Annotated in this window: 17 protein-coding genes and 1 pseudogene; 15 read left to right on the forward strand and 3 right to left on the reverse strand. The window is 38.7% G+C overall.

Annotated elements, in window-relative coordinates:
- The first annotated feature begins 142 nt into the window (after positions 1-142).
- The 9 genes and pseudogenes from ilvD to C9J37_RS04335 form a co-directional block, all read left to right on the forward strand.
- Entirely contained in the window at positions 143-1813 is a 1671-nt protein-coding gene (gene ilvD / locus C9J37_RS04295; RefSeq protein ID WP_107894391.1) for a dihydroxy-acid dehydratase, read from the forward strand.
- Positions 1814-2323: 510 nt separating this feature from the next.
- Complete coding sequence (ilvB, locus tag C9J37_RS04300) at positions 2324-4087, forward strand: biosynthetic-type acetolactate synthase large subunit (protein WP_107894392.1); 1764 nt, start codon at positions 2324-2326, stop codon at positions 4085-4087.
- Positions 4084-4599: an acetolactate synthase small subunit gene (gene ilvN / locus C9J37_RS04305; protein ID WP_107894393.1), complete on the forward strand. Its 516-nt coding sequence runs from the start codon at positions 4084-4086 to the stop codon at positions 4597-4599. Before ilvB ends, ilvN begins: the two co-directional genes overlap by 4 nt.
- Positions 4600-4695: 96 nt before the next feature.
- Positions 4696-5730 (forward strand): ketol-acid reductoisomerase, encoded by a 1035-nt coding sequence (ilvC, locus tag C9J37_RS04310; RefSeq protein WP_024361066.1) that lies wholly within the window; start codon positions 4696-4698, stop codon positions 5728-5730.
- A complete protein-coding gene (locus tag C9J37_RS04315) occupies positions 5717-7258 on the forward strand; it encodes a 2-isopropylmalate synthase (protein WP_107894394.1) in 1542 nt (513 codons plus the stop codon). Before ilvC ends, C9J37_RS04315 begins: the two co-directional genes overlap by 14 nt.
- An 88-nt stretch (positions 7259-7346) precedes the next feature.
- The gene (gene leuB, locus C9J37_RS04320; protein WP_024361064.1) at positions 7347-8447 is read left to right on the forward strand and encodes a 3-isopropylmalate dehydrogenase; all 1101 of its coding nucleotides are present in this window, start codon (positions 7347-7349) and stop codon (positions 8445-8447) included.
- Positions 8448-8463: 16 nt separating this feature from the next.
- Complete coding sequence (leuC, locus tag C9J37_RS04325) at positions 8464-9873, forward strand: 3-isopropylmalate dehydratase large subunit (RefSeq protein ID WP_107894395.1); 1410 nt, start codon at positions 8464-8466, stop codon at positions 9871-9873.
- A 32-nt stretch (positions 9874-9905) separates the two neighbouring features.
- A complete protein-coding gene (gene leuD / locus C9J37_RS04330) occupies positions 9906-10496 on the forward strand; it encodes a 3-isopropylmalate dehydratase small subunit (protein ID WP_024361062.1) in 591 nt (196 codons plus the stop codon).
- Positions 10497-10811: 315 nt separating this feature from the next.
- A pseudogene (locus C9J37_RS04335) lies at positions 10812-11376 on the forward strand (IS3 family transposase); the annotation flags it as partial.
- Positions 11377-11395: 19 nt separating this feature from the next.
- Here the strand turns inward: C9J37_RS04335 and C9J37_RS04340 are convergent.
- Entirely contained in the window at positions 11396-11878 is a 483-nt protein-coding gene (locus C9J37_RS04340; RefSeq protein WP_167397254.1) for a DUF5071 domain-containing protein, read from the reverse strand.
- Positions 11879-11908: 30 nt separating this feature from the next.
- The gene (locus C9J37_RS04345; RefSeq protein WP_201262128.1) at positions 11909-12157 is read right to left on the reverse strand and encodes a hypothetical protein; all 249 of its coding nucleotides are present in this window, start codon (positions 12155-12157) and stop codon (positions 11909-11911) included.
- A gap of 249 nt (positions 12158-12406) precedes the next feature.
- Between C9J37_RS04345 and rbsK the strand changes: the two genes are divergently transcribed.
- From rbsK to C9J37_RS04375, 6 genes are all read left to right on the forward strand, one after another.
- Positions 12407-13288 carry a ribokinase gene (gene rbsK / locus C9J37_RS04350; RefSeq protein ID WP_107894397.1) on the forward strand — a complete coding sequence of 294 codons (882 nt, stop codon included), beginning with the start codon at positions 12407-12409 and terminating at the stop codon, positions 13286-13288.
- A gap of 259 nt (positions 13289-13547) precedes the next feature.
- Complete coding sequence (locus C9J37_RS04355) at positions 13548-15401, forward strand: dynamin family protein (protein ID WP_107894398.1); 1854 nt, start codon at positions 13548-13550, stop codon at positions 15399-15401.
- A gap of 272 nt (positions 15402-15673) precedes the next feature.
- Positions 15674-16678: a LacI family DNA-binding transcriptional regulator gene (locus C9J37_RS04360; RefSeq protein WP_235617027.1), complete on the forward strand. Its 1005-nt coding sequence runs from the start codon at positions 15674-15676 to the stop codon at positions 16676-16678.
- Between the two features lie 94 nt (positions 16679-16772).
- Positions 16773-18194, forward strand: a complete 1422-nt coding sequence (locus C9J37_RS04365; RefSeq protein WP_107894400.1) for an aldehyde dehydrogenase family protein — start codon at positions 16773-16775, stop codon at positions 18192-18194.
- Positions 18195-18217: 23 nt separating this feature from the next.
- Positions 18218-19063, forward strand: a complete 846-nt coding sequence (gene ahlS / locus C9J37_RS04370) for an AhlS family quorum-quenching N-acyl homoserine lactonase (protein ID WP_107894401.1) — start codon at positions 18218-18220, stop codon at positions 19061-19063.
- Positions 19064-19080: 17 nt separating this feature from the next.
- Positions 19081-20268 carry an iron-containing alcohol dehydrogenase gene (locus tag C9J37_RS04375; protein WP_107894402.1) on the forward strand — a complete coding sequence of 396 codons (1188 nt, stop codon included), beginning with the start codon at positions 19081-19083 and terminating at the stop codon, positions 20266-20268.
- Between the two features lie 49 nt (positions 20269-20317).
- Here the strand turns inward: C9J37_RS04375 and C9J37_RS04380 are convergent, their stop codons facing one another.
- On the reverse strand, positions 20318-20827 hold the full coding sequence (locus C9J37_RS04380; RefSeq protein WP_025219855.1) for a ferritin: 510 nt from the start codon (positions 20825-20827) through the stop codon (positions 20318-20320).
- Positions 20828-21124: the final 297 nt, after the last annotated feature.

A 21124-nucleotide genomic window follows, 5' to 3' on the forward strand; every position in this document is an offset into this window, starting at 1 on the left:
TTATTCGTACTATGATAACAACAATTTAATACGTTCGTTCCTACAATTAGTTGCCACAAAGGCAATCAGCTAGGTAAAAACAAAATAGACAGAACATTTTGTATATAGCGACGAACATAGCAATAAATGAGGGGCGTTTAAAATGAGAAGTGACATGATTAAAGTAGGCGTAGATCGTGCGCCACATCGTAGTCTTTTATATGCAACAGGCAAAGTAAAAGCAAAAGATTTAGGGAAACCATTTATTGGGGTTTGTAACTCTTATATCGACATTATTCCAGGTCACGTTCATTTACGTACATTTGCTGATGTAGTGAAAGAAGCCATAATTGAAGCGGGAGGCATTCCATTCGAATTTAATACGATTGGTGTGGATGATGGTATTGCAATGGGCCATATTGGTATGCGTTATTCTTTACCAAGCCGTGAAATTATAGCAGATTCAGCAGAAACAGTTATTAATGCACACTGGTTTGATGGCGTATTTTACATTCCAAACTGTGACAAAATCACACCAGGAATGTTAATGGCAGCAGTTCGTACGAACGTACCATCAATTTTTGTATCTGGTGGTCCAATGGAGGCAGGTACATCTGCTACAGGAAAACAGCTTTCATTAACTTCAGTATTTGAAGGTGTTGGGGCTCACAAATCAGGTAATATGTCAGCTGAAGAGCTGTTAGATATTGAAAATAATGCATGTCCAACATGTGGATCATGTTCAGGGATGTTCACAGCGAACTCCATGAACTGCTTAATGGAAATGCTAGGTGTAGCACTTCCAGGCAACGGTACAATCGTTGCTACGTCTGAAGACCGACATAAGTTGATTAAAGAAGCCGCTAAACAATTAGTGCGCATGATTAAAGAAGACGTTAAGCCACGTGACATCATTACAAAAGAAGCAATTGATGATGCATTTGCACTCGATATGGCAATGGGCGGCTCCACGAATACGGTGCTTCACACATTAGCAATCGCAAATGAAGCTGAAATCGACTATAACATTGAAGATATTAATAAAGTTGCAGAGCGTGTGCCATATTTAGCAAAAATTATGCCTGCTTCTGATATTTCAATGGATGATATCAATAAAGCAGGTGGTGTCAGTGCCATCATTAATGAATTAGCATCTATTCCAGGTGCCATTCATCCAAATCGTCCAACTGTTGCAGGTGTAACAATGGGCGAGCTCGTCAAAGATTATCACATTACAAATGATCAAGTTATTCGTACAAAAGACAATCCTTATAGCCCAGTCGGAGGTTTATCGGTGCTATTTGGCAACATCGCACCAGATGGCTCTGTCATTAAAGTAGGTGCTGTCGATCCTTCGATTAAAGTATTTACTGGTGAGGCAATTGTCTTTGAATCACAAGAAGCAGCGCAAGAAAACATTGATAACGGTACAGTTAAGGAAGGCCATGTAGTCGTCATTCGTTATGAAGGACCAAAAGGTGGCCCAGGGATGCCAGAAATGTTAGCACCTACATCGGCCATTCAAGGTCGTGGTCTCGGTACTAAAGTAGCGTTGATTACGGATGGTCGATTCTCCGGTGCATCTCGCGGTATTTCAATCGGACATATATCGCCAGAAGCAGCAGAAGGCGGTCCAATCGCCTTAGTTGAAAATGGTGACATCATTTCGATTGATTTACCGAATCGTACAATCCATTTAGAAGTTTCAGACGAAGTATTAGCAGAACGTCGCGCGAAACTGCCGGTGTTTGAACCGAAAATCAAACGTGGTTGGTTAGCAAGATATTCAAAATTAGTGACAAGCGCCTCAACAGGTGGCGTGATGAAAATTTAGTCTTAAAAACTAGTTAAAAATCAATAGGTTAAAACGTTGATGAGGTTAAAGGTTCTAGAGCCTTGTATCTACCAGAGAGCCGGTCGTGCTGGAAGCCGGCGATACAACTAGATCCGACATCCCCTCGGAGTGAACTATTAAACGCGTGATCGCCATTAGATAGTTCCGGGCATAATCGAAGTGCTCGTTATTAATGAATAAATGATTTATGACACCGTATTGGATGTAAGTTTACTTGCATTGGTCCATAAATGCTTTCATTTATTCGCGAGGTAGCAATATGATTGCTATAAACAAGGGTGGTACCATGAAAAGTCTTTTTCATCCCTACGCAAGGTAGTTCTTTGCGTTCGGAGAAAAAGGCTTTTTATTATTTATTAAGCATTAAATATTCCGTTTTCAGCATAAATAGTTGAACCTTTTCAGCGTTACATCACTAAAGTGTTCATTAACTAGATGAGATAGTCGTATGCTGTTGTGAATCGAAAGACAAGAAGGAGGCATATTTTGATGAGTGCGAATGTTTCAATTAATGAAAAAGAACAATTGGCGACAGAAGAAGTAGAACAAACTTTTCAAGCGAAAGATGGTGCAGACGTTTTAGTCCAAGCGCTGCATGATCAAAATGTAGATATTATTTTTGGCTATCCAGGTGGAGCAGTACTTCAAATATATGATGCAATGTACAAAAACCCAATTCGTCATATTTTAACACGTCACGAGCAAGGTGCCATTCACGCAGCTGAAGGCTATGCACGTGTATCGAATAAACCGGGTGTTGTCATCGCAACAAGTGGTCCAGGTGCAACGAACTTAGTAACAGGTATTGCCGATGCGATGATTGATTCCATACCATTAGTTGTCTTTACTGGTCAAGTAGCGACAACAGTTATTGGAACAGATGCGTTCCAAGAGGCAGATATTATGGGGATTACAACACCTATTACAAAGCACAACTACCAAGTGCAAGATGTCAATGATATCCCTCGCATAGTGAAAGAAGCGTTCCATATTGCGAATACAGGTCGTAAAGGACCAGTTGTGGTTGATTTCCCTAAAAATGTCTCTCAAATGCTGTTTGATGTAAATAATCCACCACAAGAACCAGAAGAAATTTATTTACCAGGCTATCAGCCGACATACAAGCCGAACTATTTGCAAATTCAAAAGGCTATTCAAGCTATTTCGCTAGCCAAAAATCCAGTAATTCTAGCAGGGGCAGGTGTACTATTTGCCGATGCTCGTGAAGAATTAACAACTTTCGCTGAGAAGTATCAAATTCCTGTAACAAATACCTTATTAGGTCTTGGCTCCATTCATGGCGATCACGAATTATTCATTGGAATGGCCGGAATGCATGGAACAGTAACAGCAAATATGGCAATTACTAAGTCGGATTTATTATTAAATATTGGCGCTCGATTTGATGACCGTTTAACAGGGAATTTAGCAACGTTTGCACCAAATGCAACAATCGTTCATATAGACATTGATCCAGCTGAAATCGGTAAAAACGTACCAACCGATATTCCAATCGTAGCGGATGCAAAAGAGGCATTAAAATCTCTACTGAAAAAAGACTTTGAAGGTCCGGATACGAAACAATGGCTTGAATTTTTAAACAATCATGCAAATGAATATCCGCTGTGGTATTCAAAAGAAGATGGAGACACAGAGGTGTTACCGCAGGAAGCACTAGAACTTGTGCATAAAATTACTGAAGGTGATGCCATTGTGACGACGGATGTAGGGCAGCATCAAATGTGGGCTGCGCAATATTACCGCTTAAACAATGATCATGGTTGGGTAACGTCTGGTGGACTTGGTACGATGGGCTTCGGCTTCCCAGCTGCAATAGGGGCCCAGTTTGCGAAGCCAGACAAAAAAGTTGTTTCGATTGTAGGCGATGCAGGCTTCCAAATGACTGCACAAGAGCTTTCATTATTAAAAGAATTCAACTTACCAGTAAAAATTGTGATTTTAAATAACAGTTGTTTAGGGATGGTACGCCAATGGCAACAAACATTCTATGAAGAGCGTTATTCATCATCACTTATGCCGATCCAGCCAGATTTTGTTAAATTAGCGGATGCTTACGGCATTAAAGGCTATCGAATTAACACAATTGACGAAGCGGAAAGTATTTTCCGTGAGGCACTTCTTTCTGACGAGCCAGCGTTAATCGACTGCCGTGTAAAACAGCTTGAATGTGTATACCCAATGGTTGCACCAGGTAAAGGGTTACATGAAATGATTGGGGTGAAAAAGAATTGAAACGAGTAATTACAGTAACAGTGATTAATCAAAGTGGTGTATTAAACCGTATAACAGGTTTACTTATGAAGCGTCAATTCAATATCGAATCGATTACAGTTGGTCATACTGAACAGCCAAACTTCTCAAAAATGACATTTGTTGTGAATGTAGAAGATGAGCGCAAAATTGAACAACTGGTGAAGCAATTATCGAAGCAAATTGATGTGTTAAAGGTCAATGACATTACAGATAAATCCATCGTGCTTCGTGAGCTAGCGCTTGTGAAGGTTATTTCACCACCAAATTTACGTCTGGAAATGAACTCCATTGTTGAGCCATTCCGTCCACAAATTATTGATACAGCGAAAAACGTTGTGACATATCAAGTGGTAGGAAATCCAGAAAAAATTGATGCCTTTATTGAGCTTATTCGCCCATATGGTATTAAAGAATTAACGCGCACTGGTGCAACGGCATCTGTTCGTGAAACACAAAAAATCATCAATACGCAGCTCTCTATTTTAAAATAGTTTGCATATAAAATCGAAGCTTGTGATCTGCGCACTGTAAAGCTGCAAATGCTCATAAGTTAAAAAAACAAACCCAATATTAGGAGGAAACAAACAATGGCTACAATGTACTATGAACAAAACATCAACGAGGACGTATTAAAAGGAAAAAAAATCGCAATTATCGGTTACGGCTCACAAGGTCATGCACATGCATTAAACCTTAAAGAATCAGGGTTCGATGTAGTAGTAGGTGTTCGTCCAGGTGGATCTTTCGATGCAGCTAAAGCTGATGGCTTAGACGTTAAAACAGTTGCGGAAGCAGCGCAAGAAGCAGATGTAATCCAAATCTTACTACCAGATGAGCGTCAAAAAGCAGTGTATGAAGCTGAAATTGCTCCTTATTTAGAAGCTGGTAAAGCACTGATGTTTGCACATGGTTTCAATATTCACTTTGGTCAAATTACGCCACCTGCAGATGTTGACGTATTTTTAGTAGCACCAAAAGGACCAGGGCATCTAGTGCGTCGTCAATTCCAACAAGGTGCTGGTGTACCAGGACTATTTGCTATCCACCAAGATGCAACAGGTCAAGCAAAAGATTTAGCACTTGCTTACGGTAAAGGTATTGGCGCTGCTCGTGGCGGTTTACTAGAAACGTCATTCAAAGAAGAAACTGAAACGGATCTATTCGGTGAGCAAGCCGTACTTTGCGGTGGGGCAACTCAATTAGTAAAAGCTGGATTTGAAACATTAGTAGAAGCGGGCTACCAACCAGAGCTTGCTTACTTTGAGACATTACACGAATTAAAATTAATCGTAGATTTAATGTTTGAAGGTGGTATGGCGACAATGCGTTACTCCGTTTCAGATACAGCTGAGTGGGGTGATTATGTTGCAGGTCCACGCATCATCGACGATTCAGTTAAAGCCCGCATGAAAGACGTATTAACAGATATCCAAGATGGCACATTTGCTCGTCGTTGGATTCAAGAAAACGAAAATGGTCGTCCAGACTATACAAAATTCAAAGAAGCTGGTGCAAACCACCAAATCGAAGAAGTTGGTGCAAAATTACGCGCAATGATGCCATTCATCAATGAAGGTAAGGAAAAAGTTGTGAGAGAAGTGGCTACAAGTGCGAAAAATTGATATTTTCGATACAACACTTCGCGATGGTGAACAATCTGCCGGTATTAACTTAAATACAGCAGAGAAAATTGAGATTGCCAAGCAACTTGAACGTCTAGGTGTAACAATTATTGAAGCAGGTTTTCCTGCTTCATCTCCCGGCGATTTTGATGCGGTCCAGCGTATTGCAGGTACTGTGAAAAATTCAATCGTTACAGGGCTAGCGCGTTGCGTGCAAAAAGATATTGATACAACTTGGGAAGCGATACAAGTAGCAGAACAACCGCATATTCATATTTTTTTAGCAACATCTCCAATCCATATGGAATACAAGTTAAAAAAATCACCTGATCAAGTGGTAGAGCAAGCCATTGAAGCAGTGAAATATGCGAAAAAATACTTCCCACTTGTGCAATGGTCTGCCGAAGATGCTTTCCGCTCAGATCGCGAATTTTTAGTACGTATTATGAATGATGTTATTGCTGCTGGCGCGACGACGATTAACGTGCCGGATACAGTGGGCTATGCTTCTCCGCAAGAATATGGCGCATTATTCAAATTTTTACTAGAAAACGTCAAAGGTGCTGAAAAAGTGAAATTCTCAGCACACTGCCATGATGATTTAGGAATGGCTACGGCTAACACCATTGCGGCTATTGAAAATGGTGCGTCACAAGTTGAAGGAACAATTAACGGTATCGGGGAGCGTGCAGGGAATGTTGCACTAGAGGAAATCGCGGTAGCCCTCCATATCCGTAAAGATATCTATCCTGTTGAAACAGGCATCAACTTACAGGAAATTAAGCGCACATCGCAATTAGTTAGTAAACTAACGAATGTCGTTATTCAACCGAATAAAGCTATTGTCGGTAAAAATGCATTTGCACATGAGTCTGGCATTCACCAAGATGGCGTGTTAAAAAATCCTGAAACATATGAAATTATATCACCTGCACTGATTGGCGAAGGAGAAGTACCGCTTGTTCTTGGCAAACATTCAGGACGCGCTGCTTTCCGTGATCGTGCAGAAACAATGGGCTTTACACTGTCAGATGAAAAGCTAAACAAAGCTTTTGCTGAATTTAAAAAACTAGCAGACCGTAAAAAAGAAATTACGGAAGAAGATTTATTAACGCTTCTAACAGAGCAGCAAATACAAATCGAAGATGTGCCTTTGTTTGAGCTTAAAATGGTACAAGTGCAATATGGTACAGAAAATATTCCAACTGCTACCGCGACGGTCGTGACGCCAGAAGGCAATGTGAAAAATGTTGTGGCTACAGGCTCAGGCTCAGTGGAAGCAATATTTAATACGTTAGAACAGCTTGTGCCTGGTGCTATCAATGTCATTGATTACCGAGTGAAGTCTGTCGGCAAAGGGCGTGATGCACTTGGAGAGGCTGTTATTAATATCCGATACGATGGTGTATCAACAACAGGACGAAACTCTTCACAGGATGTATTAGAAGCATCCGCGAAAGCTTATTTAAATGCGATTAACCGACATTTAATTCAGGTAAGTCTTCGAGCACAAGGTGAACTCGTTTAACTTGATTTGACTCTCACCTAGCAAAGCAGGTGAGAGTCTTTACTAAAATAGCGTAACCGTACGCTAGACAAAGAAAGGTGTTTTTACGATGGAGAAAAAAATTACAGTACTTCCTGGCGATGGAATTGGGCCAGAGGTGGTTGCGTCAGCTATACGTGTACTTCAAGTTATCGGCAAACGTTTCAACCATACATTCCATTTAGGATATGGAACAATCGGAGGCGCTGCCATCGATCAACACAACAATCCACTACCCGATGAAACAATTGAAATGTGTGAGAGCAGTGATGCGATTTTACTAGGCGCAGTAGGGGGGCCAAAATGGGACAATAACCCACCAGAATTACGTCCAGAAAAAGGCTTACTTCGTATCCGCAAGCACTTTGACTTATTTGCAAATTTACGTCCAGTAAAGGCGTTCCCGAGTTTACTAGAGGCTTCACCTTTAAAACGTGAAGTAGCCGAAAACGTCGATTTAATGATCGTGCGTGAACTTACAGGCGGCGTATACTTCGGGGAACCACGTATGCGTACTGAAAATGGCGCGATTGATACAACCGTTTACTCAACAGCTGAAGTAGAGCGTATCGTTGAAAATGCCTTTGAATTAGCACGTTTACGTGGAGGCAAATTATGTTCAGTCGATAAGGCAAACGTACTTGAAACTAGCCGTTTATGGCGCGAAGTTGTAGAAGCGAAGAAAAAAGATTATCCAGATGTTCAGGTGGAACACAACTTAGTAGACTCTGTAGCGATGAAATTAATTACAAATCCTGCTCATTATGATGTCGTTGTAACAGAAAACATGTTTGGTGATATTTTAAGTGATGAAGCATCGGTTATTACAGGTTCTCTAGGCGTACTACCATCCGCATCCATCCGCGGTGATAATTTTGGACTTTACGAACCAGTACACGGTTCAGCACCAGAAATTGCAGGGCAAGGTGTGGCTAATCCAGCAGCAACGATTCTGTCAGTCGCGATGATGTTACAATACTCATTTGGCCTAGCAGAAGAAGCGGCTGAAATCGAACGTGCAGTAAGTGCAGTATTTGATGATGGGTACTTTACAGCAGATCTTGCACGTGATGGAGGACGCACTCTATCTACAAATGAATGGACAGATAAAGTCATTAACGAAATTGATACAAGTTTTGTTTCGGAAAGTATTATGACAACATATATTTAAGAAATAGGTGAAGAAAATGGGAAAAAATATAATTGAAAAGATTTGGGATAAACATGTTGTTTATCAGGAAGAGGGCAAACCGGACCTGTTATATATTGATCTTCATTTAATTCATGAAGTAACTTCTCCGCAAGCATTTGAAGGTCTACGCATAAATGGACGGAAAGTGCGTCGTCCTGATTTAAGCTTTGCGACGATGGATCATAACGTGCCAACGAAAAATCTACCGACAATCAATGATCCAATTGCACGCAATCAAATTGAAACACTGGCGAAAAATGCTGCTGAATTCGGTGTTGAGCTGGCAGGCATGGGTCACCCTGACCAAGGGATTGTCCACGTTATTGGACCAGAATTAGGATTAACACAGCCTGGCAAAACAATTGTTTGTGGTGACTCTCATACATCTACGCACGGTGCATTTGGTGCCATTGCATTTGGTATCGGTACATCCGAAGTAGAGCACGTAATGTCTACACAAACATTGTGGCAAAACAAGCCAAAAACGATGGAAATCCGCGTTGAAGGAGAGCTACCTGTTGGTGTTGCTGCTAAGGATATTATTTTAGCAATCATCTCGAAATTCGGTATTGGCGTTGGTACAGGACATATTGTGGAATTCACTGGAGAGGCAATCCACAAATTGTCAATGGAAGAGCGCATGACCATCTGTAATATGTCCATCGAAGCGGGTGCAAAGGCTGGTCTTGTATCACCTGACCAAATAACAGTGGATTATATTCGTGGCCGCAAATATGCACCACAAGGTGAGAAATTTGAAGAAGCGACAGCGTATTGGCTAAGTTTAGCATCAGATGAGGACGCAACATATGATGAAGTCCGCATCATTAAAGCAGAGGAAATCGAGCCAATTATTACATGGGGAACAAATCCTTCAATGGGCTCTGGTGTATCACAAAATGTTCCTACGCAAGCAGATTATCAGGATGAGTCAGATAGAGCCGCACTTCGTAAAGCGCTTGCCTATATGGGCTTAGAAGAAGGGCAACCATTAACTTCAATCGATATCCAATACGTATTTATCGGCTCATGTACGAACTCACGCTTAAGTGATTTACGAGCTGCTGCAAATGTTATTCAAGGACGTAAAGTTCATGAAAACGTAACAGCAATCGTTGTCCCAGGTTCCCATTCTACAAAAAAACAAGCAGAAGCAGAAGGTTTAGATAAAATTTTCATTGATGCAGGTTTTGAATGGCGTGAATCCGGTTGTTCGATGTGCTTAGCGATGAATGATGATGTGGTCCCAGCTGGTAAACGTTGTGCATCAACCTCAAACCGTAATTTCGAAGGTCGTCAAGGTGCTGGTGCTCGCACGCATTTAGTATCACCTCCGATGGCAGCCGCTGCTGCGATTGCAGGTCACTTCGTAGATGTACGAGAATTCGTGAAGGAAACTGTGTAAACGCATCATTTACACGGAAAGGATGATTGAAAATGCAACCAATTAATATCGTAAATAGTGTGATAACACCACTTGATCGTAAAAATGTCGATACAGATCAAATCATTTCGAAAGAGTTTTTAAAACGCATTGAGCGTACAGGCTTTGGTCAATTTTTATTTTATCATTGGCGTTTTGATGCACAAGGCAATGAAGTACAGGACTTTGTATTAAATAAAGCAGAATTTAAAAACTCTAAAATTTTAGTAGCGCAAGATAATTTTGGCTGTGGCTCTTCACGTGAGCATGCACCGTGGGCAATTTTAGATTATGGCTTTAACGTCGTCATTGCCCCTTCATTTGCGGATATTTTCCATAATAACTGCTTCAAAAATGGTATATTACCTATCAAGTTAACGGAAGCAGAGTGCGATGAAATTTTAGCAAAAGGTTTAGAGAAACCTTATCATGTAGAAGTAAATCTTGAAGCACAAACAGTAACAGGTGAAGATGGCAAAGTTTATACATTTAACATCGATTCTTACTATAAAGAAACGTTACTAAATGGCTGGGATGAAATTGCCCTAACCTTTAAATACGAAGACCATATTGCTGCCTATGAAGCGCAACGTGTAGCCTACTAATTAGTAAGAGCGCAGCTATTTAAACAAAAATTTGTTTAATGACAAGAGGATTCGTAGTGTACGAAGTCTTTCACCGCATTAAATGCTTACTGTATTTCCTTGATTTGCTTTGTTTCATTTTGCAGGTCAACTACATTTCGTTGCAATTTACCGTTGACAAACGCCATATTCGTTTCTTTAGCCTTATAGATCAGCTCAATAAAAACATTTAACAAGATACTACGCTTTCTTGTTAGATGTTAAAAAATATATTGTTATATTTTAGAATTGACCCCAACGGTATAGACAAATAAAAAAGCATCTTCGGTTGAAATCGGGTATAGATACCTAAACTTCAATTTGGAGATGTTTTTTCTAAGGGAACAAGAGTTTCAACGCATCATGCAAAAATATGGTTGGCAATGTTCCTTGAAAATGAAAAAACGAAAACGAAAAGGACAAGCTTATGGTCAGAAACAGTTGCATCTTTCAAGTATTCAGGATTTATATAATGGTGAAATGATTGCCTATTCGATTGGAGACTGCCAAGACACTGTTTGTGCTGCATACGTTAGCCCAACTCAATCATTTGCCCGAAGGGTGTACGTTGCACAGTGACCAAGGCGCGGTGTATACATCTTATGACTATCAACAAGCTGTAAAAAGCAAAAGGCATTACCATGAGCATGTCCCGTAAAGGTACGCCCGCTGTAATGCCCCAATCGAATCGTTTCATTCTGTGTTAAAGTTTGAAACATTCTACTTAGACAATTTGAAAAGTACTACGACAACCATCGTAGAACAAACTGTCAAAAACTATATAAATTATCATAACAATAACCGAATCCAAACGAAACTAAACAACCAGTCGCCGGTTCAATACCGACAACTGGTTGGATGATGCTTTTTTGATTACTGTCTTATTTATCGGGGTCAGTACCTTCTTCATTCTCATATACTTTTTTCATATGATTATATAAAGAGCTATTCTTAAAATCATTCTGATTGATATTAAGATCTTCACTTACGCGATATAGAAAATACAACCATTCTATGTCCTTTTCTTCAACAGCTTTAGCACAAGCATTTTCTAATTGTTTAACATTCTCAGAGTGCTCTATCTCTTTGAGATACGCCAAGGCTTTGGATGCTCCTGGCCAATTTAAATCCATAAATAATTCGTATAATTTAGGTAGCGCTAATTCATTTTTTGGATAACCCACGGATACTACAACCTCTACGGCATTTTCCCAACATTCTTTCGCATATTTCGGAAAGATAAGTGGTAATTGCTCTTTTGAAATTTGAGAAAGAAATTCTTTCGCATCATGCTGAATTTCTTTAGGTAAATGCCAATTTAATTTATATGAATAATAGATAACTAAATCATCTTCAACGTTCATAAAAACCATCCTTTTCAACAATACAATTTTTTATTTCACTTTTACAGAGATACCTTGTAGAATTTTAGTGTATTCATGGGGTTTATTATTTGCATTGCTCCGTGTATTCATCCAGTCTTGTAATTCTGATTTTTTAACTGGCATTACAGCAACATGATTAGGTTTGTCTTGAATAGCTTTTAAAACTTTTGTTTTATTTACGGCTTCCATAGTACTTTCACCATTTTGCCGCTGTTGTTCTTTTAATTGCTCAATATTTAATTCTCTACTATCAGCCACATTAATAGCTTTTGTAAATACCTGCTAAAAATTATAAAATAATTTCTAAATATAAGGCAAGATTATAATAAATAAATGAAAATTAGTTTTTGAAACATCACTTTCAAACATCCAACATTTTTCTCTCTAAGATGAGTAAACTCCTTTTTTGTGTAAGCAACTATTTAGCAAGGAGGTAATGAACGTGGGCTTTGTCTTTCTTTTGCTAAGTCGTTAAAATAGAAAGAAGGAATCGAAAGGATGATTTAGATGATTACAGTAATTGGTAGTTTAAATATGGATTTAGTTATACAAATGGCGGATTTCCCGCAACAGGGAGAAACGGTTCTTGGGCAACAATTTCAAACAAGTCCTGGAGGAAAGGGGGCTAATCAGGCGATTGCAGCTGCTCGTCTAGGTAGCAATGTCACAATGATTGGTTGTGTAGGCGATGATCGTTTTGGGCATACATTGCGAACAGTTTTGGAGCAGGAGCATATTGATACAACATCGCTTCTAACAGCACCAGAATCGACGGGCATTGCTAATATTTTAGTGCATCACAAAGATAATCGTATCATCGTGGTACCAGGAGCAAATTATAAATTGGAACCAACACATTTGGATGCTGTAAAAGATGTCATTACACAAAGTCAAATGGTTATTTTACAGCTTGAAATTCCGATGGAGACGACAGCACATGCTATAAAATTATGTAAGGAAGCGAATGTACCAGTGTTGTTAAACCCAGCACCAGCGGCGAACTTTGATATGCGCTGGATGGATGATATTACCTACCTGACCCCAAATGAAATTGAGTGTGCCCAGCTATTCGGAAACGATTTCGATCAAACGCTCGAAAAATATCCTAATAAACTAATTATTACACTTGGACGTGATGGGGCACGTTACTTTGATGGCGAATATCCTATTCATGTCCCTGGCTATATGACAAAAGCAGTGGATACAACTGGGGCTGGGGATACTTTTAATGGTGCGCTTGCCTATGCATTAGTAGAGGGGCAATCGTTAGATGAAGCAGTATACTTTGCGAATATAGCGGCCTCGCTAGCGGTTGAGCAATTAAGTGCACAAGGCGGTATGCCAACACTTAGTAAAGTTTATGCGAGAATGGCTGGGTTTGACGAATAAATAACATTACGCTTCACAAGTAAAGTGTTAGGATATGGATTTTCTAGTAATTGGCATGAGTCACTATCATTGCATATACCTAGTTGTGCGATAAATGTGAAAAATAGAGGAATTTAACCTAAGAAGGAAATCCTATTTGTGACAAGTCGAACTAAGTAGTTTGTCCTTTTTTGTCATTAAATTTCATGACTATATATAAGAAATCGAATAGTATCCTTTATAATGGAACTATAGATACATATGAAAGTAGGTTTTGAGGATGACGAATATTGACACTACGCCAATCGACTATACAGCCTCAGCGAATAATATTTTGCCACAGTTTGTGGATCGTTTACGTCAACTGCACAGCATTATTGTACAAAATACATATGTGAAAGATACAGCTAAGCACTTAAATCGTATAATCCAAGATGCAAACAATCAAACAATGGTACTGATAGTCGGAAAAGAACGAGTAGGAAAAACAACACTGGTAAATGGTCTTCTTGGTCGTTCTATTTTACCTGTAAGCGATCAAAATCCGACAGGGGTTAACACGTTTTTACGATATGGTGAGCATGAGGAAATTAAAGCATATTTTTTAGATGGTATGGTGGCAATATTTGATATGAGCAAATTAGAATTGCTTACTACAGGTGATACGTTCGCATCACAAATTTTACGTGAACATTTAGATTATCTAGAAGTATATGTCAAGCATGAGTTATTAAAATCTGTGACAATTATCGATTCGGTCTCATTAGAAGCGGGTGGGGGAGAAATGGCATACTTCTCCGAATCGCTAATCAATCGAGTGGATGAAATTTTTTGGGTATTACGTTCAGAATCAATGGCGATCGATGCAGAAGTTTTATTAATGGATGCCTTAAAAAATAAAGGGGTAGTCCCACTTTGTATCGTTAATGGCATCGATAAAAATAATAATACAGAAGCATTTATTCGTTCTGAAAAAGAACGAATTGGTCATTTATTAAGCGATTTTGTAGCCATTTCTGCAATGGATGCCCTTGAAGCACAACAAACAGACAATAAAGCGTTATGGCAGCGTAGCCAATATGATAATCTAATTGCACAAATTCAACGTGTTGCGGAGAATAGCGATAAAAAAACGTACGCAATTATTATTCGTTTTTTACAATGGCTGGAGCGTTTCCGCTTCGAATTAACGGTTATACCGCAACGTGATCCGTTTCAATCAGCAGTAGAAAACATCGAAAAATTTGCGGGAGATACACAATATGAATTTTCCCGATATCAGCGTGATTTAGCCATTGTACAAGAATATGAACAAGAGTACGAGCAAGTAGCAAGCGTATTCAAAAATGTTCAAACATTGTATCAGCTCTTACAAACGATTTCGCAACATGATTATTTACAAGATGATTTCGTTGAACAATTTACTGAAAAAGCAGTGATTTATCAACAGGCATTACGTGAATATCGTAATATGCATAATGAATATATGCGAGAATATGAGCGTTTGGACGCACAACATAAAAAAATTCATGGAAAAGGGTTGATGAAAGCCATTTTTGGCCATCATACACAAAATGACTTTTTCAAAGAACGTGTTCTGCGTTTAAATGAACAGCAAGAAGTATGTGTTACGCAGTATGCGAAAGTACGGGAAGCGGAAGCTATCATTGTGGAAGAAATAAATACAGTCCAAAACTATTTGATTAACCTATCCAAAAAGCGTTTAGCCCGTATTGAGAAAAAGGTGAACGAGCTGAATCAGCAACGGGCAAAAGAGAAACGCCAACTAAAATTATATGCTGCGAAGTTAAATGAATTTTCTTGTTTAATAGAGGCACAAGGGTTTATTAAAGAAAATATCCAACCGTTTCTTATGGATGAAAGGATGCCGCTGCGCCCGAAAGATCAACAAATGCTTAAAGAAACAATCGACAATATTACAAGTATCGATTTATCTAAAAATGGCTTACTGGCTAGAAGTCAAATGAATAATAAAATGGAAAGTATAGCCATTCCATTTGATGTTGAAAGTAAATATGCACTACAGCCATTACGACTTGCCGAGACGGACGTTAAATCAAACGATATACCCGCCATACCGAATAAATTAGAAATTCAATATGGTATTGAATAATAGTTTTTAGTTCAAGAGGTTGGGACAAAATAGAAAAGGTGTTAGATTGATGGCAGTCAATCTAACACTTTTTTGCTGCGCCGTTGTTGTCCGCTTCGGCGGTGCTTTCCGCTCAGCACAGTAAGCCGCAACCCTCGCTAACGCGCATTTATTTTATATAGTATAGTACAGATAAAAGGGATAACTTTGATTGTGCTTATATCCTTAACTAGTTTAATGCTATTAACATTATCCTTTTGATGGTATAAAATAGGCATAGAAAGATGAAATGGGTGGTTTTTTTGGTTTCTTCTAAAGATGTAGCAAAGTATGCCGGTGTTTCACAGACAACGGTTTCACGAGTGTTAAATACTCCAGAACTCGTGAAACCAAAAACATTAAAAAAGGTGATGGAGGCCATTGAACAATTAAATTATGTCCCAAACGATATTGCAAGATCACTTGTACAACAAAAGACAGGAATAATTACTTTAATTTCTGGACCGTTGCATAATCCATTTTTTGTCGATACAACAACCGAAATTGTAAATTATGCAAATGCTAGAGGCTATAAGGTAAACGTGTATTTTGGAACGGAAGATAATCTAGAGACTATTTATAATTCCGTGTTAGAAACAAAAGTGGATGCAATTATTTTATCATCTATAAGGTATACGGATCCATTATTTTATAAGCTTGAAAAACTGGAGATACCTTTTATTATGTTTAATCGTAAGCATCAAGAAAATAGACATTTTGTAGAAATAGATAATATAGAAGCAGGTTATTTAGCGACTAATCATCTAGTGACTTTAGGACATACGGACCTTTGTTGGATAGGGGGGCCACATGAAATGAGTACTTTTTTTGGAAGATATGAGGGTTTTAAAAAGGCGTTGGTTGAGGCGGGCATAGCTATAAATACAGTGCCAACATTTTTTACAAATACGAGCAAAGGTGATATAAAACGAGTGTTTGAAGAACTATTGTTGCTATCTCCAAGACCGACAGCAATTTGCGCTGCAACAGATGCTATTGCCATTGAAATACTCAACCAATGTTTAGAACAAGGATTCGATATTCCAAACGATTTTAATGTAATTGGAATTGATAATGTAGAGCTGAGTAAACATCGTTCTATTTCCTTGACGACAGTTGGCATCAAATCGGAAAAAAATTTAGGGTTTTTAGCGATTGAGAAATTATTCGATGTAATGGAGAAAAAAAGTGCTTGCATCCAGCAAACAGAATCTGTTAAACTTTTCCCAAGAAACACAACAGGTAAAAAAATGAACTGATGAGTGTCAGTTTATTTTTTTACACTAGAATGGTTACGTATTCATTTCTTTATTTTCTGAAATGAATACGTAACCATTAAAAGGGAGTGAGGATTTGAAGAAACATTTACTGTTAAATGGTGAGTGGCGTATGACGGATGAATATTTAGATGTTTATGCCCCGTATTCAAAAGAATTAATTGGTCAGTTTGCGATAGCAACTGAGATTGATGTGCAACAAGCAATTGAGTGCGCACATGCAGCTACTTCAAAGATGTCAATGTTAACAGCAATTCAGAGAGCTCAAATTTTGGAACAATTATCGAATTTATTTGCTGAGCATCGAGAAGAGGCAGCTACTATTATTTCGTTAGAATCCGCTAAGCCACTAAAGTATGCAGTTGCAGAAATAGACCGAACAATTGAAACATATAAGTTTGCCGCTGAAGAAGCTAAGCGCCTTGCAGGTGAATTGATTCCGATGGATGCTTCAAAAGGCGGAGAAGGGCGCTTTGCCTATACGTTGAGGGAACCGATTGGCGTTATAGCGGCAATTACGCCATTTAATTTCCCTCAAAATCTTGTCGCACATAAAGTCGGCCCAGCATTAGCGGCAGGAAACACAATTGTCTTAAAACCGGCAACACAAACAGCACTATCTGCACATTTTTTAGCGAAATTACTTGCGCAAACAGACTTACCTGCAGGTGCTTTTAATTTAGTTACGGGCTCTGGAAAACTCATCGGGGATACATTTTTAGCACATCCACAAGTGAAAATGATTACATTTACAGGCAGTCCAGCAGTCGGTATTTCTCTTCGTAATCGAGCCGGATTGAAAAAGGTAACGTTAGAACTTGGCTCTAATGCGGGAGTAATTGTCGATGAAGGTGTTCCATTAGAAAACATAATGGATCGTATTGTAATGGGAGCGTTTTCAAATCAAGGTCAAGTTTGTATTTCCTTGCAACGTATTTATGTTCTGGACAATGTTCTTGATTCATTTTTAAAACAGTTTACAGAGAAAATTACCCAACTAAAGATAGGGAATCCGCTTGATTCAACAACAGATTTAACAACAATGATTTCAGAAACTGAACAACAACGTGCATATGCTTGGATTCAAGAGGCAGTCAATGAAGGTGCACAAATTATTACTGGAGGTCGGATTGAAAACAATATTCTATTACCGACAGTCCTTTATAATGTACCATCTCACAGCCGCGTTTCCTGTGAAGAGATTTTCGCGCCTGTCGTTATCATTAACACTGTGTCCACAATAGATGAAGCAATCGAAGCAATAAATGATTCGAATTATGGTCTACAAGCTGGCATTTTTACTTCATCTATTGAAACAGCGTTTAAGGCAGCGAAAAAATTACAAGTAGGTGGTGTCATTATAAATGATGTGCCTACATACCGAGTAGATCATATGCCATATGGAGGAGTAAAGGACAGTGGAACAGGTAAAGAAGGTATTAAATATGCAATCGAAGAAATGACCGAAATGAAACTAGTTATTTGGAATAACAACTAATAATGATATGGGGATGTTTGTAAATGAAGATGATAAACAAGCACGCTAAACTATTTGTTATGGATAATGGAACGATGCGCATGGATAAAAACTATATGATTGCAATGCATAATCCTGCAACGATTGACCACCCGAATCAACCAAATGAATTTGTTGAATTTCCGGTTTATACAGTTTTAATTGATCATCCAGAAGGAAAAATTTTATTTGATACAGCATGTAATCCAAACTCAATGGGACCCAAAGGAAGGTGGGGTGAATTTACACAAAAAGCATTCCCTATTAATATGCCAGAAGAATGCTATTTACATCATCGGTTAGAAGAATTAAATGTTCGCCCAGAGGATATTAAATATGTAGTTGCTTCACATCTTCATTTAGATCATGCAGGTTGTTTAGAACTTTTTACAAATGCAACAATCATTGTGCAGGAAGATGAATTTAATGGAACGTTACAAACATACGCGAGAAATGTTAAGGATGGTGCGTATGTTTGGGGGGATATAGATATGTGGATTAAAAACAACTTACAGTGGCGCCTAATCAAACGTGGTGAAGATAATGTGAAACTGGCAGAAGGTATAAATATATTGAATTTTGGTAGTGGGCATGCTTGGGGTATGCTAGGTTTGCATATTAATATGCCAGAAACAGGGGGAATCATTTTAGCGTCAGATGCTATTTACACAGCTGAAAGCTTTGGACCACCGGTTAAGCCTCCTGGTATCATCTATGATTCAGTAGGTTATAACTCAACAGTTGAACGAATTCGAAGATTAGCAAATGAAACAAATTCACAAGTATGGTTCGGCCATGACCCCGTGCAATTTAAATCATTTAGAAAATCAACAGAAGGCTATTATGAATAGATGGGAGTAGAACGAACGTGAGTAAACTTACCTTTACTCCTACAAACTATATAGGTTGGGGGAGTCTACAGCATTTACTTGTAGAAGTGAAAAAATTCGAAGCAAAGAATATATTAATCGTAACGGACTCGTTGTTAAAAGAGTTAGGTATAGTGGACCATATTAATAAACCTTTACAAGAGAATGGTTATCGTACGACCCTTTATACTGACATTGCTCCAGAGCCACCTCTTGCAATTGGGGAGCAACTGGTAGACTATACAAGAAAGCATCAATTTGATTTAGTTATCGGATTAGGTGGCGGAAGCGCATTAGATTTAGCAAAGCTAGCTGCCGTATTAGCTACTCATGACGGCAAAGTCGCTGACTATTTAAATTTAACAGGTACAAAAACACTTGAAAATAAAGGGCTTCCCAAAATTCTAATTCCGACAACTTCGGGTACAGGGTCAGAAGTTACAAATATTTCGGTTTTATCGTTAAAAACGACTAAGGATGTCGTGACACATGATTATTTACTAGCTGATGTAGCCATTGTAGATCCGGAATTAACAATTTCTTTGCCAGCAAAGGTAACCGCTGCTACGGGTGTTGACGCGTTAACGCACGCAATTGAAGCATATGTTTCAATTAATGCAAATGAAGTGACAGATGGTCTTGCACTTCAAGCGATTAAATTAATTAGTCGTTCAATTCGTACAGCCGTACATGACGGCAAGAATAAGCAAGCGCGCTCAGATATGAGTTATGGAAGTTATTTAGCAGGCTTAGCATTTTTTAATGCAGGTGTAGCAGGGGTACATGCTTTGGCTTATCCTCTTGGTGGTCAGTATCATATTGCACATGGAGATTCAAACGCTGTATTACTACCATACGTTATGGGCTATATTCGTCAAAGTTGCGAAAAACGCATGAAGGATATTTTAGATGCAATGGGGCTGTCATCTAGTTATTTATCGCAAGAAGATGCTTCCTTTAAATGTGTAGTTGCATTACAGCAACTAGTAAAGGATGTAAATATTCCTTCAACTTTGAAAGGGTTTGCCATACCGGAATTAGCACTTGAACAATTAACGGATGATGCTACGAAACAGACTAGAATTTTAGCCCGAAGCCCGATGCCCTTGACTCGAGAAGATATTTTGGCTATCTATCGTGCAGCATTTGATGGGGAAATTCGAGAACCGAAACGACAAACAATGTAGATAATAAATGAAAAGGGCCGTATCAATGGATACAGCCCTTCATTATTTATTAAGCTTCAGCACCAGGTGTAAATGTTCGTGTAGCTAACTCCGCATCAAGCATAAAGATAGCATTTGAATCATTTTCAATGCGTTCAATTTTACGAATTAATGTATCGAACGTTGATTCTTCTTCTACTTGCTCATCGATGAACCATTTTAAAAATGCCATTGTGGCGTGTTCACGTTCATCTAATGCAATATCAGATAAGTTGTAGATACGACGTGTCACTTCTTTTTCATGTGACAAAGCTGTTTTAAAGGCATGCAAAATAGAGTTGAAATGATTTTCTGGACTGTCAAAACCATGGATTGTTGCACGATAGCCCATATCACTTAAAAAATTATAAAATTTCATTGCATGAAAACGTTCTTCTTCCGCTTGCACTAAAAAGAAATTGGCAAACCCATCGTAATCTTGATCTGTGCAAAATGCGGCCATTGCCATATAGGCATGCGCGGAGTAAAATTCAAAATTCATTTGTTCGTTCAGTGCTGTGTGTAGTTTTTCTGATAACATAGTAGTTCCTCCCTTTGCAGTAAATAGCTTCTACTTCTCATAGTATATAGCGAAAGAGGGTCATCATACAGAAAAAGATATTTTTCGTCATAAATGCTGCAAAATTAAATTGATATTGGTTCTCAATTAGAAGATTTAGTTTTTTTAAAATTGGAGAATCGCCACGAAATCATGGGATACCGCCACCAAACCATTACGAATCGCCACTAAACGAACGCAAATCGCCACCAAGCTAGTAAAAGACGCCAACTGTTTTTGGCAAAAAAATTCGCCCAGACGTTAAGTCTAGGCGAATGA

The sequence above is a fragment of the Lysinibacillus mangiferihumi genome (assembly GCF_003049665.1).
Taxonomy (GTDB): Bacteria; Bacillota; Bacilli; order Bacillales_A; family Planococcaceae; genus Lysinibacillus; species Lysinibacillus mangiferihumi.